The 25204-nt window shown below is 65.4% G+C and carries 22 protein-coding genes; 11 read left to right on the forward strand and 11 right to left on the reverse strand.

All coding sequences use genetic code 11. The features are described 5' to 3' along the window. Nucleotides 1–55: 55 nt before the first annotated feature. The gene (locus ACKI1H_RS29505; protein WP_440467173.1) at nucleotides 56–886 is read right to left on the reverse strand and encodes a lipopolysaccharide kinase InaA family protein; all 831 of its coding nucleotides are present in this window, start codon (nucleotides 884–886) and stop codon (nucleotides 56–58) included. 174 nt (nucleotides 887–1060) lie between these two features. On the opposite strand from ACKI1H_RS29505, the gene ACKI1H_RS29510 reads away from it, so the two are divergent. Together ACKI1H_RS29510 and yejK are read left to right on the forward strand one after the other, a co-directional pair. Next, nucleotides 1061–2422, forward strand: coding sequence for a TAXI family TRAP transporter solute-binding subunit (locus ACKI1H_RS29510; protein WP_440467174.1), 1362 nt, complete (start codon nucleotides 1061–1063; stop codon nucleotides 2420–2422). Between the two features lie 115 nt (nucleotides 2423–2537). Further along, a complete protein-coding gene (yejK, locus tag ACKI1H_RS29515) occupies nucleotides 2538–3545 on the forward strand; it encodes a nucleoid-associated protein YejK (RefSeq protein ID WP_045210626.1) in 1008 nt (335 codons plus the stop codon). Between the two features lie 175 nt (nucleotides 3546–3720). Here yejK and ACKI1H_RS29520 read toward each other — a convergent pair whose 3' ends face one another. Continuing rightward, nucleotides 3721–4629 carry a hypothetical protein gene (locus ACKI1H_RS29520; RefSeq protein WP_440467175.1) on the reverse strand — a complete coding sequence of 303 codons (909 nt, stop codon included), beginning with the start codon at nucleotides 4627–4629 and terminating at the stop codon, nucleotides 3721–3723. A 170-nt stretch (nucleotides 4630–4799) separates the two neighbouring features. Here ACKI1H_RS29520 and ACKI1H_RS29525 point away from each other — a divergent pair, with 170 nt between their 5' ends. Continuing rightward, the gene (locus ACKI1H_RS29525) at nucleotides 4800–5726 is read left to right on the forward strand and encodes a DUF4344 domain-containing metallopeptidase (protein WP_246084946.1); all 927 of its coding nucleotides are present in this window, start codon (nucleotides 4800–4802) and stop codon (nucleotides 5724–5726) included. Here the strand turns inward: ACKI1H_RS29525 and ACKI1H_RS29530 are convergent. From ACKI1H_RS29530 to ACKI1H_RS29545, 4 genes are all read right to left on the reverse strand, one after another. Then, nucleotides 5707–6642, reverse strand: coding sequence for a glutathione S-transferase family protein (locus ACKI1H_RS29530; RefSeq protein WP_440467176.1), 936 nt, complete (start codon nucleotides 6640–6642; stop codon nucleotides 5707–5709). The two genes, ACKI1H_RS29525 and ACKI1H_RS29530, sit on opposite strands and share 20 nt — an antisense overlap. Before the next feature lie 63 nt (nucleotides 6643–6705). Continuing rightward, nucleotides 6706–7011: a GIY-YIG nuclease family protein gene (locus ACKI1H_RS29535; protein WP_440467177.1), complete on the reverse strand. Its 306-nt coding sequence runs from the start codon at nucleotides 7009–7011 to the stop codon at nucleotides 6706–6708. After that, complete coding sequence (locus ACKI1H_RS29540; protein ID WP_440467178.1) at nucleotides 7008–7709, reverse strand: glutathione S-transferase C-terminal domain-containing protein; 702 nt, start codon at nucleotides 7707–7709, stop codon at nucleotides 7008–7010. Before ACKI1H_RS29540 ends, ACKI1H_RS29535 begins: the two co-directional genes overlap by 4 nt. 73 nt (nucleotides 7710–7782) lie before the next feature. After that, a complete protein-coding gene (locus tag ACKI1H_RS29545) occupies nucleotides 7783–8265 on the reverse strand; it encodes a nuclear transport factor 2 family protein (RefSeq protein WP_138526397.1) in 483 nt (160 codons plus the stop codon). A 125-nt stretch (nucleotides 8266–8390) separates the two neighbouring features. Here ACKI1H_RS29545 and ACKI1H_RS29550 point away from each other — a divergent pair, with 125 nt between their 5' ends. After that, entirely contained in the window at nucleotides 8391–9347 is a 957-nt protein-coding gene (locus ACKI1H_RS29550) for a GlxA family transcriptional regulator (RefSeq protein ID WP_138526398.1), read from the forward strand. A gap of 124 nt (nucleotides 9348–9471) precedes the next feature. Here the strand turns inward: ACKI1H_RS29550 and pcsA are convergent, their stop codons facing one another. From pcsA to ACKI1H_RS29575, 5 genes are all read right to left on the reverse strand, one after another. Continuing rightward, complete coding sequence (gene pcsA / locus ACKI1H_RS29555; protein WP_138526399.1) at nucleotides 9472–10188, reverse strand: phosphatidylcholine synthase; 717 nt, start codon at nucleotides 10186–10188, stop codon at nucleotides 9472–9474. 327 nt (nucleotides 10189–10515) lie between these two features. Continuing rightward, nucleotides 10516–11292: an amino acid ABC transporter ATP-binding protein gene (locus ACKI1H_RS29560; RefSeq protein WP_024767156.1), complete on the reverse strand. Its 777-nt coding sequence runs from the start codon at nucleotides 11290–11292 to the stop codon at nucleotides 10516–10518. Between the two features lie 9 nt (nucleotides 11293–11301). Further along, nucleotides 11302–12399: an amino acid ABC transporter permease gene (locus ACKI1H_RS29565; RefSeq protein ID WP_138526400.1), complete on the reverse strand. Its 1098-nt coding sequence runs from the start codon at nucleotides 12397–12399 to the stop codon at nucleotides 11302–11304. Between the two features lie 10 nt (nucleotides 12400–12409). After that, the gene (locus ACKI1H_RS29570) at nucleotides 12410–13594 is read right to left on the reverse strand and encodes an amino acid ABC transporter permease (protein ID WP_440467179.1); all 1185 of its coding nucleotides are present in this window, start codon (nucleotides 13592–13594) and stop codon (nucleotides 12410–12412) included. 116 nt (nucleotides 13595–13710) lie between these two features. Continuing rightward, nucleotides 13711–14739: an amino acid ABC transporter substrate-binding protein gene (locus ACKI1H_RS29575; RefSeq protein ID WP_138526402.1), complete on the reverse strand. Its 1029-nt coding sequence runs from the start codon at nucleotides 14737–14739 to the stop codon at nucleotides 13711–13713. A 512-nt stretch (nucleotides 14740–15251) separates the two neighbouring features. Between ACKI1H_RS29575 and ACKI1H_RS29580 the strand changes: the two genes are divergently transcribed. The 7 genes from ACKI1H_RS29580 (at nucleotide 15252) to ACKI1H_RS29610 (ending at nucleotide 25199) form a co-directional block, all read left to right on the forward strand. Then, nucleotides 15252–15905, forward strand: coding sequence for an alpha/beta hydrolase (locus tag ACKI1H_RS29580; RefSeq protein WP_088419537.1), 654 nt, complete (start codon nucleotides 15252–15254; stop codon nucleotides 15903–15905). Nucleotides 15906–15936: 31 nt separating this feature from the next. After that, nucleotides 15937–17829 carry an acyl-CoA synthetase gene (locus tag ACKI1H_RS29585; protein ID WP_440467180.1) on the forward strand — a complete coding sequence of 631 codons (1893 nt, stop codon included), beginning with the start codon at nucleotides 15937–15939 and terminating at the stop codon, nucleotides 17827–17829. A gap of 151 nt (nucleotides 17830–17980) precedes the next feature. Beyond that, nucleotides 17981–18919: a GGDEF domain-containing protein gene (locus ACKI1H_RS29590; protein ID WP_138526405.1), complete on the forward strand. Its 939-nt coding sequence runs from the start codon at nucleotides 17981–17983 to the stop codon at nucleotides 18917–18919. A 77-nt stretch (nucleotides 18920–18996) separates the two neighbouring features. Further along, entirely contained in the window at nucleotides 18997–20154 is a 1158-nt protein-coding gene (locus ACKI1H_RS29595; RefSeq protein ID WP_440467181.1) for a dipeptidase, read from the forward strand. A gap of 96 nt (nucleotides 20155–20250) precedes the next feature. Then, nucleotides 20251–21819, forward strand: a complete 1569-nt coding sequence (rhlB, locus tag ACKI1H_RS29600) for an ATP-dependent RNA helicase RhlB (RefSeq protein WP_138526407.1) — start codon at nucleotides 20251–20253, stop codon at nucleotides 21817–21819. A gap of 300 nt (nucleotides 21820–22119) precedes the next feature. Next, the gene (locus ACKI1H_RS29605; protein WP_440467182.1) at nucleotides 22120–24078 is read left to right on the forward strand and encodes a methyl-accepting chemotaxis protein; all 1959 of its coding nucleotides are present in this window, start codon (nucleotides 22120–22122) and stop codon (nucleotides 24076–24078) included. Between the two features lie 173 nt (nucleotides 24079–24251). Further along, nucleotides 24252–25199, forward strand: a complete 948-nt coding sequence (locus ACKI1H_RS29610; protein ID WP_440467183.1) for an ornithine cyclodeaminase family protein — start codon at nucleotides 24252–24254, stop codon at nucleotides 25197–25199. The last annotated feature ends 5 nt before the right edge of the window (nucleotides 25200–25204 follow it).

The following is a 25204-nucleotide window of genomic DNA, read 5'->3' on the forward strand; positions in this document are numbered from 1 at the left end:
GGAGTCCGCTACCGCTGCTCGAAGGCAGGGATGATAGCGTCATCCACCCACGCTTTCAGTCGGCGATGAAGCGCCCGTGGCTCACCAGTTGGTGGCGCTCCTTGCGACCCACGTGCTGATGCTTGGCCCGTGGGTAGATGGCGTCGAACACCCGACGGTCCAGTTGCGGATAGCGGGTAAGCGCCACTTCCACCAGCCGATCGTAGCTCGCCTCATCGATGTACTGCCGCGCGCGGTAGTAGTAGAGGAAACCGAACTGGAAGCCGAGTACCGCGGCGAAATGCGGCAGCGGACCGATGTAGCAGTTCTCCAGATCGATGACCTTGGGCGCCTCTCCACCGGTGTGGACCATCACGTTGCCCAGCCACAGGTCGAGATGGGCAATCTGCCTGGCATGCAGTTGCCCAATCAGGTCCAGGGCCTGCGCCAGCAGCCGCTCGACGGACAGGTGCTGTTGCTCCAGGGCGTGCAAGCCATCGACATAGCCGTCGAGGTATTCGGTGAGCAGGAAGAGTTCGTTGACCATGCCGTAGCGCCGCTTGCGGTAGCCGAAACCATGGACGGCCGGCACCGGTGCATTGCGCGCACTGGCCTCGGTGGTGTTGAGCAACTCGGCGACCGTCCAGTCGAAGCCACCTTGCCGTCGCTTGCGGCCCAGCAGCAGGCGAACCTTGGTGCGGAACCCGTCCACCCGGCTGACCTTCACGAAGGACAAAGCGCCGTTGCCCTGGACGCAGCCGACGATACGGCGCCCCTGTTCGCGCTGGCGAATGAGATCGGCAATGCCATCCAGCAGACCGGGGGAGGCCGAATCCCCGGCGTGTAATGTCAGTTCACCGTTCCTGAGGGTGTTTGGAAACCGCTTCCGTTGTGGTTTGAACAGCATGGCGACAACACAGGACAGATATCATTTTGATGGCACTCATTTAACGAAAATTTCACATTTAATACACGCGAAATTTGAAACCCCAGGATCGATTCCCCCGGTGAACCACCGCAGAACCTCCCGGTCGATAACGAACCGCTAAGGTTTCTGGAAAGGGTATTTCGAGGGAACGCCATGCAACGCCTGCTCAATATGCTCAAGGACCTCGCCATCCTGGTGCGTGCCAACCTCTGGCTGGTGCCGGTGCTGGCCGCACTGGTCGCCGCGGTCTTCTACTTCGTCGCCCCGCCACCGCCGATGAGCGCCACCTTGGCCACCGGCGCACCGGGCGGCGGCTACGCGGTGTTCGGTCAGCGGCTGAAGGAGGAGCTGGCCAAGCAGGGCTTCGACCTGCAACTGGTGCGCACCTCGGGTTCACGGGAGAACCTGGGCAAGCTGCTGGACGGCAAGAGCGGCGTGGATGTGGCACTGGTGCAGAGTGGCCAGGAGCAGCAACTGGAGCCCAAGCAGCGCGCTCAGTTGCAAACACTCGGCGCGATGTTTCAGGAGCCGCTGTGGCTGTTCCAGCGCCGCGAGGCGAAGATCGACCGCCTGGCCGACCTGCTCGCCCTGCGCGTTGCCGTCGGCGGTTCCGGCAGCGGCACCGAGGCGGTGACCGAGGCCATCCTCAAGGCCAACGAGATTCCCACCGATCCCCTGCCCGCCGGCTGGCAGGCACGCGGCGGCAACGCAGTGGCCAACGAGCTGCTGGCCGGTGAGCTGGATGCCGCCTTCTTCGTCGGCCCGGCGGAGAACCCGCTGATCCAGCGCCTGGCCGCCAGCCCCGAGCTGAAGCTCACGGGCTTTCGCCGTGCCCACGCCTACGAGGCGCGGATTCCCTTCCTCAAGCGTGTGGAGGTCAGCGAAGGCCTGCTGAACCTGGCGCAGAACGTGCCGGATGAGGACCTGGCCACTCTGGCGCCGGTCGCCACCCTGGCGGTCAACGGCGACTTTCACCCGGCACTCACTCCGCTGATCCTCGAAGCTGCCCGCGCGGTGATGAAGAGCGGCACCCTGCTCGATGCGGCCGGCGCCTTCCCCAGCGCCGAGCCGCGCACCCTGGCGCTACAGGAGGACGCGGAGCGCTACTACAAGAGCGGCCCGCCGCTGCTACAGCGCTTCCTGCCGTTCCGTATCGCCTCCCTGGCGGACCGCTACATCATCCTGCTGATCCCCTTCATCGCCATCCTCATCCCGCTGATGAAATCCATCGGCCCGCTGTACCGCTGGCGTATCCGCGCGCGCATCTACCGCTGGTACCGCTACCTGCGCGAGATCGACCGGCGCCTGGACGAACGCACCGGCAGCGCCGAGCTGAGCACCGAGATCGAGCGCCTGGAGCAGCTGGAGGCCGAGCTGGCCAAGGTCGAGGTGCCGCTGTCGTACTACAACGAGCTGTACGAGCTGCACCTGCACCTGAACTATGTGATCCGCCGCCTGCGCCAGCTGCGCCGCAACCGGCGCGAGCGCGACCAGGGGCTGGCGCCGGCGGACTGATCGGCGTCGCGCATCCCGGCGCCTTGTCGGGTAAACTCTGGCGTTTTCCAATCCGCCCGCCCCGCCGCCGCTTCGATGCGCGCGGCACCGCCGGCACTGAACATCCGGGTCCGCCATGCCGATTCGCCACGCCATCGTCCACCTGATCGACAAGAAGCCCGACGGCAACCCCGCCACGCTGCACGCGCGCGATGCCGAGCTGGGCGACTCCCAAGCCATCGAGAACCTGATGGCCGATCTCAACGAAAGCTACAACGCCAAGCCGAACAAGGCCTGGGGCCTGTTCCAGGGCGAGTCCGGCGCCTACCCGTTCAGCGGCTGGCTGAGCGAGTACCTGGACAGCGGCAAGGACTTCGTCGCCTTCTCCAAGCAGGCGGTGGAGCACCTGAAGACGCTGATGGAAGAGTCCAACCTCTCCACCGGCGGCCACGTGCTGTTCTGCCATTACCAGCAGGGCATGACCGACTACCTGTCCATCGCCCTGCTGCACCACAGCGAAGGTGTGGCGGTGACCGAGTCGCTGGAAGTGACCCCGTCGCGCCACCTGGACCTCGGCCAGCTGCACATGGCCGCGCGGATCAACATTTCCGAGTGGCAGAACAACAAGACGTCCAAGCAGTACATCTCGTTCATCAAGGGCAAGGGCGGCAAGAAGGTCTCCGACTACTTCCGCGACTTCATCGGCTGCACCGAGGGCGTCGACGGCCCGAGCGAGACCCGCACCCTGCTCAAGGCCTTCAGCGACTTCGTGGAAAGCGAAGACCTGCCCGAAGAGCAGGCCCGCGAGAAGACCGACGTGCTGGTGGACTACGCCACCAGCCAGGCCAAGATCGGCGAGCCGATGGCCCTGGACGCACTTTCCGAGCTGATGGACGACCAGGCGCCACGCGCCTTCTACGACTACATCCGCAACAAGGACTACGGCCTGTCGCCAGAGATCCCGGCGGACAAGCGCACCCTCAACCAGTTCCGCCGCTTCACCGGCCGCGCCGAGGGTCTGTCGATCAGCTTCGAGGCGCACCTGCTGGGCAGCAAGGTGGAGTACGACGAGGCCCGCGACATGCTGATCATCCGCGGCCTGCCGACCCAGTTGCAGGACCAGCTCAAGCGTCGCAAGGACTGAGCTCCGCGCTGACAAAAAAGCCCATCTCGCGATGGGCTTTTTTGTGCGTGACGATTGGGCGCTGGGCGGTTCGCGAGCAAGCTCGCTCCTACCGGCAGCCGACAAATACGGAGCGCTTCTCGTAGGACCGAGGGGGACGCCCAGTCCTTGCTCGCGAATCCGCCCGACGGAGGACTCAGCAGGCCCAGTCGATCTTCATGTCGCGGAAATCCAGCTGGGCGTTGCCGCTGCCGAAGTTGTAGCCGCCCAGGTATTCCTCGAAACCGATGTAGTACGCGCTGACGTCCGGCATGCCCTGCACCGGGCGCATGGTGCCGCCGATATGGTTGGGCTGGTGGCCCTGGCTCCAGGCGTGCTCGCGGTAGTTGTCGCGGTGGATGTCGTCGTTCTCCCAGTAGTAGAACGACTGGTAATCGGTGCCACCGTACTCATCGGGCTGGACCCCGGCATTGGGGTCGCTGGCGCGCGGCGTCCAGCGCAGCAGGTAACGCGTATCCAGTCCAGGCTGGGGAATGCCGCCAAACAGGCCGAACAGGTAGTCGCCCTCCTTCAGGGTGGTGTCAAAGGTGCTCGCCGAGCCCGACGCCAGCCACTGCGGCTCGGCCGTCTGCGCCAGCAGCGGATTGCCCACGGTCAGTCGTGGCGGCTGGCAGGCAGAGCCGTTGAATTCCGCTTCGGTCAACAGGATCACCGCGTAGGCGCCGCCGAGAATGTCTTCCATACGGTGCAGGCGCGGATGGCTGGAGCGGCCGGCTTGCCAGAACGGCAGCAGGTTCGGATCGGCCGGCGGCTGCTCACCGGGCGAGACGACCTGCTCGGCGATGCCGTCCACCGAGTTCGGGCCGCCGTCGTTCTGGTCCGGCGACAGCGAGAAGAAACTCAACGCAACGATCTCCGGCCCGTGCACCCGATAGTCCTCGGGCAGGCGCAGGGTGAAGCCGTGCATCAGCGGGTAGCCGGTATCCGGGTCCAGTGGCCATTGTTCGGGCGTAATACCCGGTGGCAGGCCGAAGCACCAGCCCTGGAGCGCCTCCCCGGCGGCGGGCGTGGAGTATTTCAGCAGTTCGATATCGTAGGCGTGCATGCGCGGCGTCCCTTCTCGGCATTGAGTGTCGTGCAATGAGAGATGGACGATAGACGCCCGCGCCAGACGCCTCAAGCGCCCAGCGCACAGTCTTCCGACAAAGCACCCCGCAGCCCGCTCGCTGCGACTGCTAGAGTCAAACCAGGCGCCTCTCGCTCGCGGTGGCCGCCATGTCCGCCTTGCATGCTCTCCCTGTCGCTGCGTCTCCGCTCTCCGGGCAGCCCCGGCTGCACTGCTCATGCTTCGCACTGCTGTTGCTGTTCTGCACTCGCCTCCTACTCGCCGACCCTGCGCCGCAGCCACTGACGCCAAACGTCGCTCGCTTCGTGCTGGCCAACGCCGAATTCAGTGTGATGCACGAGATGGGGCATGTGCTGATCGCCGAGTACGACCTGCCGGTACTCGGGCGCGAGGAGGATGCGGCGGACCAGCTCGGCTTCATCCTGCTGTTCCACCTCTACGCCAGGTTGCCGCGCGACGAGGTGGACGCGCGCCTGCTGGACATCGCCGACTACTGGCGGCTGGAGTGGCAGACGCCCAAGCCGCCACCGGACCAGGTACTGGCGTGGGACAGCCACCCGCTGGACGAGCAGCGCTACTACAACATCGCCTGCCTGCTCTACGGCAGCGACATGGCGCGTCTGGACTGGTTGCCGCCGCTCACCGGCCTGCCCTATGAGCGGGCGGTCTACTGCGACCAGGAATTCCATCAGGCGAGCAAGGCGCTCGAATGGATCAGGCACACCCGGCGTACGTCCTCAATCCAGCACCACGCGGCCTGGCGCCTGACCTGGGAGACACCTTCGATGAACCCCGAGGAAGCCAGGCCGCTGGTCGCCCTGTTGCGCGACGGCGATCACCTGCAACTGATGGTCAACGAGGTCTTCCGCCTGTTCCACCCGCCGCGCCCGCTGAACCTGCGGATGGTCAGCTGCGGCGCACCGGACGCCTGGTACAACAGCAACAGCGGGGAGATGGCGCTCTGCTACGAGCGCTTGCAGCATTTTCGAGAGATGGCCGAGAACCTGCCGCGCCTGCGTACGCCGGTGACGCGGCAGTGCCCCGGCCCGGCCGGACTCAGGCCGGGCGGATGCTGAAGCCGATACGCGGGAAGTGCACGTGGACGGTGCCGGCGCGCGGGTCTTCGCGGCGCAGGATAAGGCTCTCCAGCCCGGCGTGCAGCAGCTCGCCTTCGACCGGGTCACAACCGTAGTCGGTGGCGGCGATCACCACGCGCTGGCCGGCCTTGAAGCCATTGGGATCGACGAAGGTTTCCTCTGGCAGCGCGGCCGGCTGGCTGTCACGTGCCACGGCGATGGCCTCCTCGGCACTCATTTCGCTGGGCGCGCCGTGGCCAAAGCCCAGGACACGGCCAAGCCAGGCACTGACGGCCGGATAGGCATCCACCAGCGGCGAAGTGACCGGCGTGGCCTTGAGGAACCACAGGCAGTGCGCCAGGGAAAAATCGGCGATGGACGCTTCGCCGAACAGGAAGTCGCCTTCCTCTCGGGCCAGCTGCTCCTCGACACGAGCCATGAAGGCCGGCCATTGGTGCTTGGCCTGCTCGGCCGGCAGCTTGCTGGCGGTGCCACCGCTGAACAATTGGCTGCGGTCGGCGACGAAGGCCTGGAGGAACTGCGGCGGCAACTTACCAAAGCGCATGGCGATGGATTCGGGCTGGAACACCAGACTGACGGCATGCTGGAAGATCACCGAGTCGGCCCACAGGGCGAAGCTCGCCGAGGTGAACTCATGGCCTTCGGGGAACAGCGCGGGCACGGCCTTTTCCTGCTCCAGGCGGCGGGCGATCAGCGCGGTGTCGCAGTAGATATCGGCGCCGACCTGCAGCACCGGGGTCTTGCGGTAGCCACCGGTGAGGGCCATCAGGTCCGGCTTGGGCATCAGCGGCGGGATGGTCACCGAGCGCCAGGACAGCTGCTTGAAGCCCAGCATCAGACGCGCCTTTTCGGCGAAGGGCGAAGTCGGGTAGTGGTGCAGGATCAGCTCGGACATGGGTGGCTCCAGCGGCCGGAAGGTGGTCCGGCAGCTTAACCCGTACCTAGGACGAGTCCTACCTCATCCCTCGGATGGGACGACATCCACGGCGCTGATGGTGAAGGGGCAGGCCAGCACCAGGTGCTCCTTGGCCTTCTTGGTCAGCGCCTTGATCGCGCGCTCGCGGCGCAGGGCATCGCCCTTGCCGGGGCAGGCCTCGACGTAGACCAGCGCCTGGGCCGGGCTGGAATGGAAGAAGCGCGCGCCCTTGCCGGTACGATGGGTTTCGAAGCGCCGTTGCGCGTCGTCGCTGATGCCGCAGTACAGCGCGCCGTTCTCGGCGCGCACCAGGTAGACGAACCAGGGTTTGGGCTCGGCAGCGGTCACGACGCCCAGACTCGCGCCTGCATGCGGTCGCAGTAGGCGACCAGGCGCTCGTAGCTGCGCGCCATGTCGTTGAGTGGGGTTTCCAGGGTGCTGAGGATCAGGTTGGCCAGCACACCGTAGGTCGCCGCATCGGCGCTGCACGGCTGGGCGCCGCCGAAGTACGGCAGGTCGCCGAGCATACCGTCCAGGGCTTCGAGATCGTCACGGGCGAAGCCCAGCAGTTCCTCGCGGCTGTGGCGCAACAGGCCGCGGCCCTTGAGGTCGCCGCGAATCTTGCGCTGCAGCATCACACCTACCGTCGGCCGCAGCGGTGCGGGCACGCCACGCAACATCACGTCCTTCACCTGGCGGAAACCCTGCTCATCGAGCCAGCGGAAGTACACCAGCAGCGGCACCAGGTGCTCGTCGCAAAGACGGGTGATCGACACCGCCCAACCACGGCCACGGGCATCGAGGCCGGCGTCGAGGTCGAATTCGTAGTACTGCTGCAGCGTGCGCATGATGATCGCCGTGTCGGCGACGGCCTTGCCGTCCAGCGTAATGAACGGCAGCTTGCCCTTGGGCCCCTTGCGCGGGTCCATCACGTGCTTGATCTGGTACTCCAGCCCGGCGAGGCGCAGGAAGGTCTCCAGCTTCAGGCAGAAGGGGCTGACGTTGGGTACGTTGAAGGCGGGCGGGAACTGGAAAAGTGTGATCATGGCGGCGTCCGGCTCTCAGTCGCCTGTCATTTAAGCCTATCCCGCCGTCACGGGCGAGCCCGAAAGCCCGCGATCAGGCCTTCCCCACCCTTTGTGCGCGGTAAGCCGCGAGCCCCTTGGCGGCTTGGGCGCGGATCGCACCCTGCACCGGCGGCGCCCAGCCCAGCAGGGCGCCCTTGGCGCCGAGGGCCTGGCGCGACCACTTCCACAGGTCGAAGCTGTCCACGTGCTGACAGATCAATCCGTCGCGGAAGTGGAAATGTGCCTGGATGTGATTGATCACTTTCCGACCCGTCTGGGCGAAGGTGTAGGACGCCACCCAGCGTGCCGAACCACGCGTCTCGTCGGCCTCGACGCCCTCATAAGTCAGCGAAAAATCCTGGGCACGGGCGGTGAGCATGCGCCACATGTCGCCCGCCTCGGCGCCGCGCAGGTCGGTGAAGACCGGGTCGCTGAACTGCACATCGGCGCTGTAGCACGCGGCCATGGCGTCGCCATCGCGGCGCTGGAAGGCCTGGTAGAAACGTTCGATCAGCTGGGCGTTGGGGTGGGCCATGGCGGGGCTCGTGTCGGGGAGGATGGTGGCAGTATCGAGGCTGGATCGACTGGACACGATTGGCAATATCGACAACATTATGATCAATAGCGCCATCCTAATCGCCAGACAAGAAGCGAGACGCCATGTTCAGGATAGCCCTGTTCGTCTGCCCGCAAACCCTGTGTTCCAGCCTTGGCCTGGCCATGGACAGTTTCCACCTCGCCAACCGCCTGGCCGGCGAGCGACGCTTCGAGGTGCTGAGGGTCAGCGCCGACGGCGCGCCAGTGGCGTTGCCCTTCGGCCGCGTGGAAGTGGAAGGCGGGCTCGACCTCGCCGCGCGCTGCGACCTGCTGTTGATCCCTGCGACCGGCGCGGATATCGACACCACCTTCTCCGCCAATCAGCCACTGCTCGCCTGGTTACGCCACGCCCCCGCCAGCGTGCAGTTGGGCAGCCTGTGCAGCAGCGCCTTCCTGCTGGCCGAAGCCGGCGTGCTGGACGACCGCCGGGCGACTACGCACTGGGCGCTGGAAGCGACCTTCCGCGAACGCTATCCCCAGGTGCGGCTGGACATCGATGCCCTGTGCACCGACGACCAGGGCCGGCTCTGTTCCGGCGGTGCGCAAGCCGGGCTGGACCTGTGCCTGTACCTGATCGAGCGGCATGCCGGTGCGGCACTGGCGCGACGCGCGGCGGCGACCCTGGTGTTCGAGCACGGGCGCGGCCGCCAGCGACGCTTTACCCCGCTGCTGCCCGACCCGCTGCCCGCTGGCTCGCCACTGGAGCCGCTGCTGGCCTGGCTGGAGGACAACTACGCGCAGCCCTTCGACCTCGCCAGCCTGGCGCAGCGCGTGCACTGCTCTACGCGCACGCTGTTGCGGCGCTTCCGTGAGCAGGTAGGGATGTCGCCTAACGACTACGTGCAGCGCCTGCGCATCGCTTCGGCGCAGGAGGCGCTGGGTGATCCGGGACGTTCGCTGGAGCGCATCGCCAGCGATGTCGGCTATGCCGACCGGGCAAGCTTCGCGCGCTTGTTCAAGCAGGTGTGCGGGGAGACGCCGGGGGCTTTCCGGCAGAGACTGATGGGGCGGCAGGCGTAAGCAACCTCTGCCAGCCCATAGGATGGGTGGAGCTTGCGATACCCATGCTGACCATTGCCGCGCAATCGATGGGTATCGCTTCGCTCCACACCATCCTACGCGGAAGGAAGTTGCGACTCCCCGATCAGTGGAACCACTCCATCGCCGTGCGCCACACGCAAACGCCGACGAAGTAGGCCGAAGCCGCGAACCACAGGCCGAGCAGCCAGGGCTGGTCGACCGGATGCTGGAGGATCAGCAGCGCGCTGCTGAGCATCCAGATGAAGGTCACGGCGATGTTCAGCGGCATGAACTGGCGCACGCGGAAGGGGTGCAGGAACTTCATGCGGGTCAGGGTCAGCGCGGCCAGCACCAGCACGGTGACGAAGCTCACCCAGGGATGCAGGTCGAGCACGAAGAAGTACACCGCCACCACGTTCCAGGCGGCCGGGAAGCCGACGAAGTAGTTGTCCTTGCTCTTCATGTTGACGTTGCAGAAGCAGAACAGCGAGGACACCAGGATCACCCCCACCGCCAGCAACTCTGTGTGCAACGGCAACGGCACATAGCGGTAGATGAAGATCGCGGGGATGAAGACGTACGTGAGGTAGTCGATCACCAGGTCCAGGGTCGAGCCATCGAAGTGCGGCAGTACCGCCTTGACGTCGAACTTGCGCGCCAGCGTGCCATCCAGGCCATCCACCAGCAGGGCTGCCCCCAGCCACAGGAGACAGGCCTGAGGCTTGTTGTCGACCAGCGCGAGCAGCGCGAGCAGCGCGAGGATGACACCGCTGGAGGTCACCGCGTGGGCGCCCCAGGCCTTGGCTTTGCTGAGGTTCAATGGCGATAGGATCAGGTTCACGTCGGCTCTCTTCCTTTGGACGGCGGATGCAGGGGAGCTACCTCAAACGGTAGCCCATCCCTGGCAAACCACTGCACATGGGAACACCGATGGGGCGGCCGAGTTCAGCCGGTTTCCCGATGCACACCTTGTTGCGGTGGAATCGGCAGCATACGCCGTTGCGGCCTGGGCTTGCCATCGCGGGGGACGAGCGTGACGGGGTCAGTCCTGTAATACAGGAAAAGACGCCAAATCCTTGTAGGAGCGAGCTTGCTCGCGAACCGCCCAACACTGTTGCGGCTGGGAAACTCGTTCGCGAGCAAGCTCGCTCCTACGAAGAGCCCTCTGTCAGTGCAGGATCTGGCTGAGGAACAGCTTGGTGCGGTCCGACTGCGGATTGTCGAAGAACTGGTCCGGCGGCGCCTGCTCGACGATCTCACCCTTGTCCATGAAGATCACCCGGTTCGCCACGGTGCGGGCAAAGCCCATCTCGTGGGTCACGCAGAGCATGGTCATGCCGCTCTGCGCCAGGCCGATCATGGTGTCGAGCACTTCCTTGACCATTTCCGGGTCGAGCGCCGAGGTGGGTTCGTCGAACAGCATGATCTTCGGTTTCATGCACAGCGCACGGGCAATCGCCACGCGCTGCTGCTGGCCGCCGGAGAGCTGACCGGGGAACTTGTTGGCCTGCTCCGGGATACGTACGCGCTCCAGGTAATGCATGGCAACTTCCTCGGCCTGGCGCTTGGGCATCTTGCGCACCCACATGGGCGCCAGGATGCAGTTCTGCAGCACGGTCAGGTGCGGGAACAGGTTGAAGTGCTGGAACACCATGCCGACTTCGCTGCGGATCGCCTCGATCTGCTTGAGGTCGTTGGTCAGCTCGGTGCCGTCGACCACGATGCTGCCCTGCTGGTGCTCCTCCAGGCGATTGATGCAGCGGATGGTAGTGGACTTGCCCGAGCCGGACGGCCCGCAGAGCACGATGCGCTCGCCCTGCTTGACCTCCAGGTTGATGTCCTTGAGCACGTGGAACTGGCCGTACCACTTGTTCACACCCTTCATGGTGATCATCACGTGATCGCCGATGGCCGGCTGTGCGGTCTTGTTGGTGGCTTCAGACATGATGAACTCCTAACGCTTGTGGCCGGTGTCCAGCTTGTGCTCCAGGTGCATGGAGTAGCGGGACATGCCGAAACAGAAAATCCAGTAGACGACCGCGGCGAACACGTAGCCCTCGGTGGCCATGCCCAGCCAGGCCGGGTCCGCAGTGGCGCGCTTGATGCTGTTCAGGAAGTCGAACAGGCCGATGATGATCACCAGGCTGGTGTCCTTGAACAGCGCGATGAAGGTGTTGACGATGCCGGGGATCACCAGCTTGAGCGCCTGCGGCAGGATCACCAGCCCCATGGTCCGCCAGTAGCCCAGGCCCATGGCCGCCGCGGCTTCGTACTGCCCCTTCGGGATAGCCTGCATGCCCCCGCGCACCACCTCGGCGATGTAGGCGGCCTCGAACAGCACCACCATCACCATCGCGCGCAGCAGCTTGTCCAGGTTCATGCCCTCGGGCAGGAACAGCGGCAGCATCACCGAGGACATGAACAGCACGGTGATCAGCGGTACGCCACGCCAGAACTCGATGGTGGTGACGCAGATGACCTTGATTGCCGGCATCTTCGAACGCCGCCCGAGCGCCAGCAGGATGCCCAGCGGCATCGCCCCGCAGATGCCGACCGCAGCGATCACCACGGTGAGCATCAGGCCGCCCCAGGCGCTGGTCGGCACGGTCTCCAGGCCGAGGAAGCCGCCGTGCAGCAGCCAGTAGGCCACGATTGGCAGCGCCACCAGGAAGCCCAGGCCGTACTTCACCTTGTACGCGAAGCGCTTGAGGAACAGCGGCGCCGCACCGAACACCACGAACAGCACGGTGAGGTCCACGCGCCAGCGCAGCTCCTCGGGGTAGAAGCCGTACATGAACTGGCCGAAGCGCGAACCGATGAACACCCAGCAGGCCCCCTCCCGCGAGCAATCGGCACGAGTGGAGCCGGTCCAGTCGGCCTTGATGATCGCCCACTCCAGCAGCGGCGGCAGGATCAGCCAGACCAGGTAGAGGCCGACCAGCGTCAGCAGGGTGTTGAACCAGCTGGAGAACAGGTTCGCGCGCAACCAGGCGAGCACGCCCACACTCATTGCGGGTGGCGGCAGGTCGGGCTTGAAGGTATGAGTTGTCATGAAGTGCCCCCTACCGCTCGACCAGCGCGATGTGCTTGTTGTACCAGTTCATCAGCAGCGAAATGCTGATGCTGATGGCCAGGTACACGCTCATGGTGATGGCCATGGTCTCGATGGCCTGGCCGGTCTGGTTGAGCACCGTGCCGGCGAACAGCGAGACCATGTCCGGATAGCCGATGGCGGCGGCCAGCGAGGAGTTCTTCGCCAGGTTCAGGTACTGGCTGGTGAGCGGCGGGATGATCACCCGCAGCGCTTGGGGGATGATCACCAGGCGCAGGGTCTGCCCCGGACGCAGGCCCAGGGAGCCGGCAGCCTCGGTCTGACCATGGCTGACCGCCTGGATGCCGGCGCGCACCGTCTCGCCGATGAAGGCAGCGGTGTAGACCGACAGCGCGAGGACAATGGACACCAACTCCGGGATCACTACCCAGCCACCGCGGAAGTTGAAGCCCTGCAGCACCGGCACGTCCCAGTGGAACGGCGCCCCGGCCACCAGCGACACCATGCCCGGCAGCACGACCAGCAACGCCAGGCCGCTGAGGAATACCGGAAAGGCCTTGCCGGTGGCATGGCGACGGGCCTTGGCCCACTTCCAGATAACCGTCCAACCGACGAGCGCCAGGATCACCGCGACGATGAACGGGCCGAGGCCGTCGGCGGCGATCGGCGCGGGCATTTGCAGGCCGCGGTTGTTGACGAAGAACAGGTCGCCGAAGCTGATGCTCTGCCGCGGGTTCGGCAGCGGACCGAGGACGGCGAAGTACCAGAAGAAGATCTGCAGCAGCGGCGGGATGTTGCGGAAGGTCTCGATGTACAGGGTCGCCAGCTTGCGGATCAGCCAGTTGGGTGACAACCGCGCCACGCCAAGGATGAAGCCCAGGATGGTGGCAAAGACGATGCCGATCACCGTGACCAGCAACGTGTTCAGCAGGCCGACCATGAACACCCGACCGTAGGTGTCGCTTTCGCTGTAGTCGATCAGGTGCTGGGAGATACCGAAGCCGGCGCTGTGGTCGAGGAAACCGAAACCGGACTGGATGCCGCGATGGGCGAGGTTGGTCTGGGTGTTGTCGAAGAGGAACCAGCCGACCGCCACGACGAAGACGACGGCGAGGATCTGGAATGCCCAGCCGCGCACGACGGGATCGTTGAGCGATACCCCCCGCGGACGCTGGGCCTTGACGGAATTCTGCATGTAAGCCCTCTCGGAAGCGCCCCGGGCGATCACGGGCCAAGCCCGTGACCACCTGGAGGCTTCACGTCGTTCGAAACAGTCCGGCGCCCACACTCCGGGCGCCGGAACGGGTCAGGTCAGCGCACCGGCGGTGCGTACTGCAGACCACCCTTGTTCCACTGGGCGTTGAGGCCGCGCTTGATCTTCAGGTCGCTGGCGTCGCCGACGTTGCGGTCGAAGATCTCGCCGTAGTTACCCACTTGCTTGACGATCTGCACCGCCCAGTCCTTGGGCAGCTTGAGGTCCTTGCCGTAGTCACCCTCGGCGCCGAGCAGACGCGCGACGTCCGGGTTCTTGGTGCTCTTGGCCTGCTCCTCGACGTTCTTCGAGTTGATGCCCAGTTCTTCGGCGTTGAGCATGGCGAACAGCGTCCAGCGGGCGATGTCGAACCACTCCTCGTCACCTTGGCGCACGGCCGGGCCGAGGGGCTCCTTGGAGATCACTTCGGGCAGCACCACGTACTCGTCCGGCGCGGCCAGCTTGATACGCTGGGCGTAGAGCTGCGACTGGTCGGAGGTCAGCACGTCGCAACGACCGGACTCCAGCGACTTGGCACTCTCGTCGGAGGTGTCGTAGGTGATGGGGGTGTACTTGAGGTTGTTGGAGCGGAAGTAGTCGGACAGGTTGAGCTCGGTGGTGGTGCCGGCCTGGATGCACACAGTGGCGCCATCGAGCTCCTTGGCGCTGGAGACGCCGAGCTTCTTGTTCACCAGGAAGCCCTGGCCATCGTAGTAGGTCACGCCGACGAAGTTCAGGCCCATGGCGCTGTCGCGGGAGCTGGTCCAGGTCGTGTTGCGCGAGAGAATGTCGATCTCGCCGGATTGCAGCGCGGTGAAGCGCTCCTTGGCGGTCAGCGGGCTGTACTTGACCTTGCTCGCGTCGCCGAACACAGCCGCCGCCACAGCGCGGCAGACATCCACGTCGATGCCCTTGTACTGGCCCTTGGCGTCGGCATACGAGAAGCCGGGAAGACCGTCACTGATACCGCACTGCACGTAGCCTTTCTTCTTCACAGCATCCAGGGTGGCGCCAGCATGCGCGAGGCCGCTGATGCCGAACACGGCGGCGGTGGTCAGCACTGCCAGGGTGGATTTCACCATCTTCATCGATCTTCTCCGTTGCTTTTTTAGTGTTTTGGAGTCCCGGTTCCACCGCCGTACCCTCGTGAGGCACCAGCAAGACAACAAACGGGATGGAGACCTGAAAGTGAGTCTAGACGGCCTGCGAAAAACCTTTCAGAAGCCGCGAACACACCTTCGAGCGCACAGGTCTTGCGCGCTGGAACGGGTCATCAAGGGATCATTGCGTGAAGGCGAAGGCCCGCCACACTGGCTGTTGACCGCAGCCGGCGCGGCGGGCCCTGAAGCAGCCCAAGGCTTTCGCGGCGCCACTTCCGGTACAGCTTTCCGGATGGGGTCGGTAGAGTGTTACCGGAAGTGGGGTCGCACAGCCTGACAGTAGCGATAGCAAGGGGCGTACCAGCCCAGGAACCTTCCTACGATTTTGTGCAGTCAAGTCCCACAAGTTATGGCCATGCGACATCTTCTTGCATCGCCCCTCCACCCTTTCTCCCACGCAGCGCCCCTTCCTAGAGCGCCTGCCCCATCCTGGAGCTTCCATGACCCAGCCCCTGATCCTCGAACCCAGCCAGAGCGTCGACTCCTGCGTCATTTGGTTGCACGGCCTGGGTGCCGACCGTTACGACTTCGAACCGGTAGCACAGATGCTGCAGCGCAGCTTCACGTCGACGCGCTTCATCCTGCCCCAGGCGCCGACCCGCCCAGTGACGGTGTTCAACGGCATGCCTGCGCCCAGTTGGTACGACATCCTCGCCATGGCACCGGCCCGCGCCATCGACGAAGCCCAGCTGGAAGCCTCGGCCGACAGCGTGATCGCGCTGATCCAGGGGCAGATCGACCAGGGCATCGCGGCCAAACGCATCATCCTCGCCGGCTTCTCCCAGGGCGGCGCGGTGGTGCTGCATACCGGTTACCTGCGTTGGGACGGCGAACTGGGCGGCGTCATGGCGCTCTCCACCTATGGCCCGACATTCAGCGAAGGCATAAGCCTGCCGGCTACAAAAAGACAACTGTCCGCGCTCTGCCTGCATGGCACTTTCGATGACGTGGTGCTGCCCGCCATGGGCCGCGCCGCGTACGACTTCCTGCAGGCCAACGAGGTGCCCGCCCAATGGCGCACCTACCCGATGAGCCATGAAGTGAGCAACGAAGAGCTTGGCGATATTGGCGCCTGGCTGCGGGAGCGCCTGTGATCCCCTGACCCTGCGGAGAACAAGAAGAAGCATGAACGCCCCGATCAGTTGCCTGCGTGACGTCGAAGCACTGGAACAGATCCCGCTGCAAGACCGCGACCTGCCGCCCAACACCTATGAACTGCTGCGCCGCTCGGCGCAGCAGTTCGGCCCCTCTACCGCCCTGAGTTTCCTGATGCAGGGCTCGGCGGCCGAGGAACCGGTCCAGGTGAGCTACGCGGAGCTGTTCGCCCGCGTCACCCAGGCTGCCAACGCCTTCCACCGCCTGGGCGTCAGGCCGGGCACTTCGGTGTCGTTCCTGCTTCCCAACCTGCCGCAGACCCACTATGTGATCTGGGGCGGCGAAGCCGCGGGGATCGTCAATGCGATCAACCCGCTGCTCGACCCCGAGCACATCGCCGAACTAGTACGCGCCGCCGACTCTCGCGTTCTCGTCACGTTGGCGCCCTTCCCCGGCACAGATCTGTGGGACAAGATCGCCGGGCTGCGCGAGTACCTGCCGGAACTGAACGCCATCGTCACCGTCGACATCGCCAACCTGCTGCCCGAACCTCAGCGTTCGGCAATCCAGGCCGCCCGCGGCGCTCTGCCCGAGGGCGTGCTGGACTTCGACGAACTGCTCGCCCAGTGCCCGGACGACCACCTGGAGAGCGGCCGGATCATCGGCCCGGACGAAGTCGCTTCCTACTTCCACACCGGCGGCACCACCGGCACGCCCAAGCTTGCACCGCACAGCCATTTCAACGAAGTGGCGATGGCCGAGATCATGGGTCTGAACGCCGACTACGACGGCCACGACGTACTGCTCTGCGGCCTGCCGCTGTTCCACGTCAACGGCGTGATGGTCACCGGCCTCGCCCCCTTCATGCGCGGCGGCGAAGTGCTGCTGGCCGGCCCCCAGGGCTACCGCAACCCAACACTGATCCAGGACTTCTGGAAGCTGGTGGAGCGCTACAAGGTCACCAGCTTCAGCGGCGTGCCGACCATCTACGCCGCTCTCCTGCAGGTTCCCAGCGAAGGCCGCGACCTCGCCAGCCTGCGCTTCGCCCTGTGCGGTGCGGCGCCGATGCCGGTGGAGCTGATCCGCCAGTTCGAAGCCAAGACCGGCCTGAAGATCATCGAAGGCTACGGCATGACCGAAGGCACCTGCGGCACCAGCTGCAACCCACGCGGCGGCGAGCGCCGACCGGGCTCCATCGGCCTGCGCCTGCCCTACTGCGAGCTGAAGTCGGTGATCCTCGATGGCGACGGCCAGTACCTGCGCGACGCTGCCGTGGACGAAATCGGCAACATCTGCCTGCGCGGCCCCACCGTGTTCAAGGGCTACCTGCAGGCCAGCAAGAACAAGGACATCTGGGTCGACGGCGACTGGTTCAACACTGGCGACCTGGGCCGCATCGACGTCGACGGCTACATCTGGCTCACCGGCCGCAGCAAGGACCTGATCATCCGCGGTGGGCACAACATCGACCCGCAGATGATCGAGGAAGCCCTGCACCGCCACCCCGCCGTGGCCATGGCCGCCGCCGTGGGCAAGCCGTGCCTGAAGGCCGGCGAGTTGCCGGTGGTGTACATCCAGCTCAAGCCGGGCATGCAGGCGAGCGAAGCAGAACTGCTGGAGCACGCCGCCCGCCATGTGCCTGAGCGTGCCGCAGTGCCCAAGGACGTCTGGCTGCTGGACGCCATCCCGGTCACCGCGGTGGGCAAGACCTTCAAGCCGGCACTGCGTCTGGATGCCATTCGTCGCGTGTTCGAGGACGAAACCCGCCACCTGTCTCCTCCCCCGCGCATCGAGGTGATCGCCGATGACCGCGTGGGTCAGAAAGCGCGTCTTTTCGTCGGCGGCCTCGACCTAGACTCACGCGCTGCACTGACCGACCGCCTGGGGGGCTATGCAGTGCACGTGGAGCTGCTGGAAAGCTGATGAAACACCCGGCCGACCGCCGGTCGGCCGGGTCTGGCTGCGAATTGCCAGTAGTCAAATCTGACTAATACTGATGGCTCAATGTGCGAAGAGGACTACAGGGAGAGTCAGTCGTGCACATCATCAGTCGCCACCCGACTTCCGCTGCGCCATGAAAGCCGCGCAGTGGAACGAAGACATACGCCAACTCCAGCATCTGCGCCTGTTCCAGAACGTGGCCGCGGGTCACCTGGAGCAATTGCTGAAGGACTTCCGCGCCTGTGAACTGGAGCGCGGGGAAATCCTGCTGTCGCCCTTCAACCGCAATCACTTCCTTTATATGGTCCTCTCCGGGCACCTGACGGTGTACCTGGGCTCCTTGGACAACCAGCCGGTCAGCACCCTGCATCCGGGTGACTGCGCCGGCGAAATCAGCTTCATCGACAGCGACCATCCCTCGGCCTACGTCGTCGCCAGCGAACCGACCACCGTACTGCGCCTGCATCGCGAAGCGCTGATCGGCCTGTTCGAGCACTCCCCGCAGGTCATGCAGAATCTCCTCTCGGTCCTCTGCGAACGGGTCCGCGAGGGCAACCGGATCATTCTCGACACCGAGCAGAACGCCAACCTCGACACCCTCACCGGACTGTTCAACCGGCGCTGGCTGGAGCACATCTACGACCGCGAGAGCACGCGCTGCGCCTTCAACGAACAGCCCATGTGCATGCTCATGCTGGATGTCGACCACTTCAAGAACTACAACGACGAGCACGGTCACCTGGCCGGCGACTACGCGCTCTGCCTGGTCGCCCACACCCTGCGCAGCCAGTTGCGGCCCAAGGACAGCATGGCGCGCTACGGCGGCGAAGAGTTCGTCATCCTCCTGCCGGAAATCGCCATCGAGGAAGCCCGACGCATCGGCGACCGCCTGCGCCAGAGCCTGGAGCAGGTTGCCTCCTTCTACTCGCCGGTGGGCGTGCTGCCCGGCGTCACCGTGTCCCTGGGCCTGGCCGAGATGGACATCCAGGAAAACCTGCCAAGCCTGATCCTGCGCGCCGACGGTGCCCTCTACCAGGCCAAGCAGAAGGGCCGCAACTGCCTCTGCGGATGAGCCTCGCTGTCCTTCATCCGCCCTTCTGTTAGATTGCGCCCCAGCAAGAAAACCAATAACAAAGCTGGGAAGCTGACATGCGCAAACTGCTGATCATCCTGCTCGTCCTGCTGGCCGTTGGCCTGGGGATCTTCTTCAACCTGCCGGGCTACATGGATCGCAAGATGAACACCGTGGCCAGCCCGCCACCCTACCCTGCCTCGCCCGAGGCCCAGGCGCTGCACCAGACCCTGTTCGTCGCCGACCTGCACGATGACGCCCTGCTCTGGGACCGCGACCTGCTCGATCGCCACAACCACGGCCACACCGACCTGCCGCGCCTGCTCGAAGGCCATGTCGGCCTGCAGGTGTTCTCCACCGTCACCAAGACGCCGCGTGGCCTGAACTACGAAAGCAACAGCGCCGACAGCGACAACATCACCCCGCTGGTCATCGCCCAGCGCTGGCCGGCCCGCACCTGGAACAGCCTGCTCGAACGCGCGCTCTACCAGGGCGAACTGCTGGACAAGGCCGCCGCCGGCAGCCAGGGCAAGCTCACCCTGGTGCGTAGCCGCGACGATCTCACCCGCTACCTCGCCGCCTGGCAGAAAGACCCGAAGCGGCTCGCCGCCGTGCTGGCCACCGAGGGCCTGCACCCACTCGAAGGCAAGCTGGAGAACATCGACCGCATGTCCGACGCGGGCTTTCGCATCATGGGCCTGACCCACTTCTTCGACAACGAAGTCGGCGGCTCTGCCCACGGCCTGAAGAAAGGTGGGCTGACCGAGTTCGGCCGCCAGGTCATCCCGCGTCTGGAAGACAAGAAGATGCTGATCGACCTGGCCCACGCCTCGCGTCCGCTGATCGACGATGTGCTGGCGATCGCCAGACGCCCGGTGATCGTTTCCCACACCGGCGTCGCCGGTACCTGCCCCGGCCCGCGCAACCTCACTGATGCGCACCTGCGCGGCATCGCCAACACCGGCGGTGTGATCGGTATCGGCTACTGGGACGGCGCGGTCTGCGAGACGTCGGTGGATGCCATCGTCAAGGCGATGCGCTACGCCGCCGACAAGGTGGGCGTCGAGCACGTGGCACTGGGTTCGGACTTCGACGGCGCGGTGAATGCGCCCTTCGACACCACCGGTCTCGCGCAATTGACCCAGGGCCTGGCCAAGGCCGGTTTCAACGAGCAGGACATCGCCGCCATCATGGGCGGCAACGTGCGCAGGCTGCTGCTGGAGAGCCTTCCGTAGGCCAAGTCAATAGGCAGGATGCCCGTGGCACTTCGCCCTGCGGGCATCTTGCATTACACTGGCGGCCGTTCATTCCTTAACCAGTACGAGACCACCGTGCTCAAAGCACTCAAGAAAATCTTCAGCAAGGGTGATGGCGAGCAGCCCGTCACCACGCCGGCAGCCCCCGCTCCCGCTGCCTCCGAGCCCGCCCAGAGCGGCGAAAAGCGTCCGCGCAAACCCCGTAACCCGCGCCCGCCCCGCGAAGCGGCCGAGACCGCCGATGCCGCCGCGAAGCCGGCCCGTGGTCCCAAGAGCGACAAACCCCGCGCCGAGCGTTCCGAGAAAGGCGAACGCGGCGAAAAACGCGAGCACGCTCCGAAACACGAGCATGCCAAGGCCGAGGGCGCCGACAAGCCCCGCGAGCCGAAACCGCGCCGCGAGCGCAAGCCGCGCCCGCCGGTGGTGGACAACTGGAAGCTGGAAGACTTCGTGGTCGAGCCGGCCGAAGGCAAGACGCGCTTCCATGATTTCAACCTCGACCCGCGTCTGATGCACGCCATCCATGACCTGGGCTTCCCCTACTGCACGCCGATCCAGGCGCAGGTACTGGGCTTCACCCTGCGTGGTCAGGACGCCATCGGCCGTGCCCAGACCGGCACCGGCAAGACCGCCGCGTTCCTCATCTCGATCATCACCCAGCTGCTGCAGACCCCGCCGCCGAAAGAGCGCTACATGGGCGAGCCGCGCGCGCTGATCATCGCGCCGACCCGCGAGCTGGTGGTGCAGATCGCCAACGACGCCATTGGCCTGGCCAAGTACACCGGCCTGAATGTCATGAGCTTCGTCGGCGGCATGGACTTCGACAAGCAGCTGCGCACCCTGGAATCGCGCTTCTGCGACATCCTGGTCGCCACCCCCGGCCGCCTGCTGGACTTCAACCAGCGCGGCGAGGTGCACCTGGACATGGTCGAGGTGATGGTGCTGGACGAAGCCGACCGCATGCTCGACATGGGCTTCATTCCCCAGGTCCGCCAGATCATCCGCCAGACCCCGTACAAGGGCGAACGCCAGACCCTGCTGTTCTCCGCCACCTTCACCGACGACGTGATGAACCTGGCCAAGCAGTGGACCGTCGACCCGGCCATTGTCGAGATCGAGCCGGAAAACGTCGCCAGCGATACCGTCGAGCAGCACGTCTACGCCGTCGCCGGCAGCGACAAGTACAAGCTGCTGTACAACCTGATCGCGCAGAACGACTGGACCCGCGTGATGGTCTTTGCCAATCGCAAGGACGAGGTGCGCCGCATCGAGGAACGCCTGACCAAGGACGGCATCAGCGCCGCCCAGATGTCCGGCGACGTACCGCAGCACAAGCGCATCAAGGTCCTGGAAGGCTTCCGTGAAGGCAAGATCCGCGTCCTGGTCGCCACCGACGTCGCCGGCCGTGGCATCCACGTCGACGGCATCAGCCACGTGATCAACTTCACCCTGCCCGAAGACCCGGACGACTATGTGCACCGCATCGGCCGTACCGGCCGCGCCGGCACCACCGGTACCTCCATCAGCTTTGCCGGCGAGGACGATGCCTTCGCCCTGCCGCCGATCGAGGAGCTGCTGGGCCGCAAGATCAACTGCGAAATGCCACCCACCGAGCTGCTCAAGCCGGTTCCGCGCAAGCACTGATCGCTTGCTGCACCACAAAAAGGCGAAGCCACCCGGCTTCGCCTTTTTTGTTTCCAGCGTTTTTCAATCGGGCGTTACCTCCGGTGACGCATCCCCTTCCTAGAGCCTCTCGTTTCTCCCGCCGGACCCGCTGGGACGACCGTACGCCATCCCCCCGCAAACAATGGCCACGCGCCATTACCCGCGAAACAGGCCACGTTCCAGCCTTTTTTGCTCAGTTTTATTTACAGACGTAAAAAAATTCGCACGCTTCTTGCAAAGCACGCGAGAACAATTCCAAGAACTCGTCGGAATCCTCCCATGCCCTTGCGCGCCAAACTTGCTCTGAGTTTCCTCTCGGTCGGCCTGATCCCCGTGCTGGTGATGGCCATCGTGGTCTATCTCCAGGCCAGCCGTGCCCTCGAAGAACAAAGCCTGAACGCCCTGGAGGCGGTCGCCAGCATCAAGCAGCGGCAGCTGATGGACGCCTGGAAGGCCCGCAACGACCAGCTCAGCAGCCTGGCCACCAACCTGGGCAGCAACTACGCAGGGCTGGACAGCGACTCCCTGGTGACCACCGCCAACTACGACCGCCCGGTATTCGAGAACTTCATCAAGACCTTCGGCTACCGCGAACTGCGCCTGGTGGCCGGCGACGGCAAGGTGGTGTTCAGCCTTGGTCGTGGCGTCGACTACCAACAGAACATCGGTGATCCGCAGTGGCGCGACACGCCGTTCGGCCAGTTCATCCGCAAGGCACTGGACAGCGGCAAGGCCAGCATCAGCGACCTGGAGCAAGCGCCCAACGACCAGCAGCCCGTGCAATGGCTGGCCGCGCCGATCAAGGACAACGGCAAGCTGCAACTGTTGCTGGTCCTGGAGCTGCCGCTGGCGGCGATCAACGAAGTGATGCAGAACCGCCAGGGCCTGGGCGACGACGGCGAGACCTACCTCGTAGGCGGCGACGGCAGCCTGCGCTCGGACTCGGTGCGCTTCGCTGACCACCACGTGCGCCGCGACAAGGAAAGCCCCACCGCGCTGCCCGGCCAGGCCATCGGGAAAGCCCTGGCCGGTGAACAGGGACGCCTCGCCGAAATCGGACTGAGCAACGAGCCCGCACTGAAATCCTTCGTGCCGCTCAACCTCGATGGCGTGCACTGGGCGCTGGTGGCAGAAATGGACCAGGCCCAGGCCTTCGCCCCGGTGCGCAAGCTGATGTGGCAGATCCTTGTGCTTGGCCTGCTGACCTTGATGGGCGTGGCCGCCGGCACCTGGCTGGTCAGCCGCAGTGTGATGCGCCCTCTGGGCGGCGAGCCGGCCAGCATGGCTGCGCTGGCCCAACGCCTGGCCAGTGGCGAACTCAAGTTGGGCGACGACGCCAGAGCCAGCAGCGGCCTGATGCAGGCCCTGCGCGAAATGACCGTGGCCTGGCGCCAGGTCGTCGAGCGCCTGCGGCAGGCCAGTGAGGCTGTGGGCGATGCCAGCGGCGATATCCTCGACGCCGCCGGACGCACCAGTAACCACCTCGACCAGCAGCAGGAAGCGCTGGAAATGGTGGTCAGCGCCGTCGACCAGATGGCCGCCACCGTGCAGGAAATCGCCGGTAGCGCCAGCCGCAGCGCCGACGGCAGCGCCGCCGCGCGCCAGGCCTTCGTCGCCATGCAGGGCACCCTGCAGCACATGATCGGCCGTCAGGACCAGTTGCTGGTCGGCCTGCGCCAGGCCGACGGTGTGGTTCAGACTCTGGCCGGCGAGAGCCAGCAGATCGGTTCGGTGCTCGACGTGATCCGCTCCATCGCCGAGCAGACCAACCTGCTCGCCCTCAACGCCGCCATCGAAGCCGCTCGCGCCGGTGAAGCGGGTCGTGGTTTCGCCGTGGTCGCCGATGAGGTGCGCAGCCTCGCCCAGCGCACCCGCAGCGCCACCGACGAGATCGTCGCCATCGTCGGCAGCCTGGGAGATTCCTCCGTTCAGGCCCAGTCGAGCATGAGCGGCGCCAGCGAACAGGCCCACACCCTGGAGCAGGACACCCAGGCCGTGATCGAGGCCCTCGGCGCGCTGGACGAGTCCCTGCAGGGCGTGCACGCCATGGCCTTCCAGATCGCCGCCGCCGCCGAACAGCAGGCCGCCACGACCCAGGAAGTGAACCAGCACATGCACCGCCTGAGCGACATGACCGTGGAGAATCGCAAGACCGCTGCGCACACCCGTGATTGCGGCGAGCACCTGCGCCGCGTGGCCGGCGGCCAGCAGGAGCTGGTGGCGCAGTTCAAGCTGTAAGTCGCCTTCTTGTAGCAGCGAGCTTGCTCGCGAACCGCACAACACCCGGACCACCGGCGAATGCGTTCGCGAGCAAGCTAGCTCCTATAGGTCGCTCATCCGACCACCCGCCCTTGCCGATCAAGACAACAGAGTCCAGAATGGAAAAATAAATCCACTATCGGAGTCTCGTTATGTCCGCCGCCACGCCTTTCACCCTCAACCAGGCCGACGCCGAACTCCTGCTCGATCAGGTCGACGTGCTCCAGGCGATGCGCGACATGTTCGTCGAACTGGCCGCCGGCAGCGCCGTGCAGCCCGCACAGCAACTGGTGGAATTCCCCAACGGCGGCGGCGACTTCATCAACTACCTGGGCGTGCTGGCTTCGCAGCAGGTCTACGGCGTGAAGACCTCCCCGTACATCGTGCGCCAGCCCAAGTCGCTGGTCACCGCGTGGAGCCTGCTGATGTCCATGGAAAGCGGCCAGCCGCTGCTGCTGTGCGACGCCGGTAGCCTGACCACCGCGCGCACCGCGGCTACCACCGCCCTGGCGGTGCAGGAACTGGCCCGTCCGGACGCCAAACGCCTGGCCATCGTCGGCAGCGGCCCGGTCGCTCGTGCGCACCTGCGCTACGTCGCCGGCCTGCGTGACTGGCAGAGCATCCGCGTGTACTCGCCGAACCTGAATGCCGGTGTATTGGCCCAGTTCGGCGCTATCGACTCGCGGGCAGAACCGGCCACCAGCATCGAGGCCGCCGTGGCCGACGCCGATGTCGTACTGCTGTGCACCTCTTCCGGCACCCCGGTGCTCGATCCGACGATCCTCAGCAAGCCAGCGCTGATCACTTCCATCAGCACCAACGTCGCCCGTGCCCACGAAGTGCCGCCGCAGTCGCTCGCGCAAATGCACGTGTACTGCGACTACCGCGCCACCACTCCGGCCACCGCTGGCGAGATGCGCCTGGCCCGCGACGAGCACGGCTGGGACGACGCCATCCGTGGTGATCTGCCGGAATTGGTCAGCGGCCAGGCTGCCAAGCCGGACTACCAGCGCCACGCCTTCTTCCGCTCCATCGGCCTGGGCCTGGAAGACGTCGCCCTGGCCAATGCGCTCTACCATCTGCAACGCAAGAACGCCTGAGCCGG

Origin of the sequence: Pseudomonas sp. YH-1 (assembly GCF_051990045.1) — a bacterium.
GTDB classification, from domain to species: domain Bacteria; phylum Pseudomonadota; class Gammaproteobacteria; order Pseudomonadales; family Pseudomonadaceae; genus Pseudomonas; species Pseudomonas nicosulfuronedens.

Coding starts and splice junctions, on each gene's coding strand:
- yejK (WP_045210626.1), top strand. CDS start 2,538: ATGCCGATTCGCCACGCCATCGTCCACCTGATCGACAAGAAGCCCGAC.
- ACKI1H_RS29560 (WP_024767156.1), bottom strand. CDS start 11,292: ATGTCTGAAGCCACCAACAAGACCGCACAGCCGGCCATCGGCGATCAC.
- ACKI1H_RS29520 (WP_440467175.1), bottom strand. CDS start 4,629: ATGCACGCCTACGATATCGAACTGCTGAAATACTCCACGCCCGCCGCC.
- ACKI1H_RS29575 (WP_138526402.1), bottom strand. CDS start 14,739: ATGAAGATGGTGAAATCCACCCTGGCAGTGCTGACCACCGCCGCCGTG.
- ACKI1H_RS29570 (WP_440467179.1), bottom strand. CDS start 13,594: ATGCAGAATTCCGTCAAGGCCCAGCGTCCGCGGGGGGTATCGCTCAAC.
- ACKI1H_RS29545 (WP_138526397.1), bottom strand. CDS start 8,265: ATGGCCCACCCCAACGCCCAGCTGATCGAACGTTTCTACCAGGCCTTC.
- ACKI1H_RS29610 (WP_440467183.1), top strand. CDS start 24,252: ATGTCCGCCGCCACGCCTTTCACCCTCAACCAGGCCGACGCCGAACTC.
- ACKI1H_RS29580 (WP_088419537.1), top strand. CDS start 15,252: ATGACCCAGCCCCTGATCCTCGAACCCAGCCAGAGCGTCGACTCCTGC.
- ACKI1H_RS29530 (WP_440467176.1), bottom strand. CDS start 6,642: ATGTCCGAGCTGATCCTGCACCACTACCCGACTTCGCCCTTCGCCGAA.
- ACKI1H_RS29550 (WP_138526398.1), top strand. CDS start 8,391: ATGTTCAGGATAGCCCTGTTCGTCTGCCCGCAAACCCTGTGTTCCAGC.
- ACKI1H_RS29585 (WP_440467180.1), top strand. CDS start 15,937: ATGAACGCCCCGATCAGTTGCCTGCGTGACGTCGAAGCACTGGAACAG.
- ACKI1H_RS29595 (WP_440467181.1), top strand. CDS start 18,997: ATGCGCAAACTGCTGATCATCCTGCTCGTCCTGCTGGCCGTTGGCCTG.
- ACKI1H_RS29540 (WP_440467178.1), bottom strand. CDS start 7,709: ATGATCACACTTTTCCAGTTCCCGCCCGCCTTCAACGTACCCAACGTC.
- ACKI1H_RS29590 (WP_138526405.1), top strand. CDS start 17,981: ATGAAAGCCGCGCAGTGGAACGAAGACATACGCCAACTCCAGCATCTG.
- ACKI1H_RS29525 (WP_246084946.1), top strand. CDS start 4,800: ATGTCCGCCTTGCATGCTCTCCCTGTCGCTGCGTCTCCGCTCTCCGGG.
- ACKI1H_RS29505 (WP_440467173.1), bottom strand. CDS start 886: ATGCTGTTCAAACCACAACGGAAGCGGTTTCCAAACACCCTCAGGAAC.
- ACKI1H_RS29510 (WP_440467174.1), top strand. CDS start 1,061: ATGCAACGCCTGCTCAATATGCTCAAGGACCTCGCCATCCTGGTGCGT.
- ACKI1H_RS29565 (WP_138526400.1), bottom strand. CDS start 12,399: ATGACAACTCATACCTTCAAGCCCGACCTGCCGCCACCCGCAATGAGT.
- ACKI1H_RS29605 (WP_440467182.1), top strand. CDS start 22,120: ATGCCCTTGCGCGCCAAACTTGCTCTGAGTTTCCTCTCGGTCGGCCTG.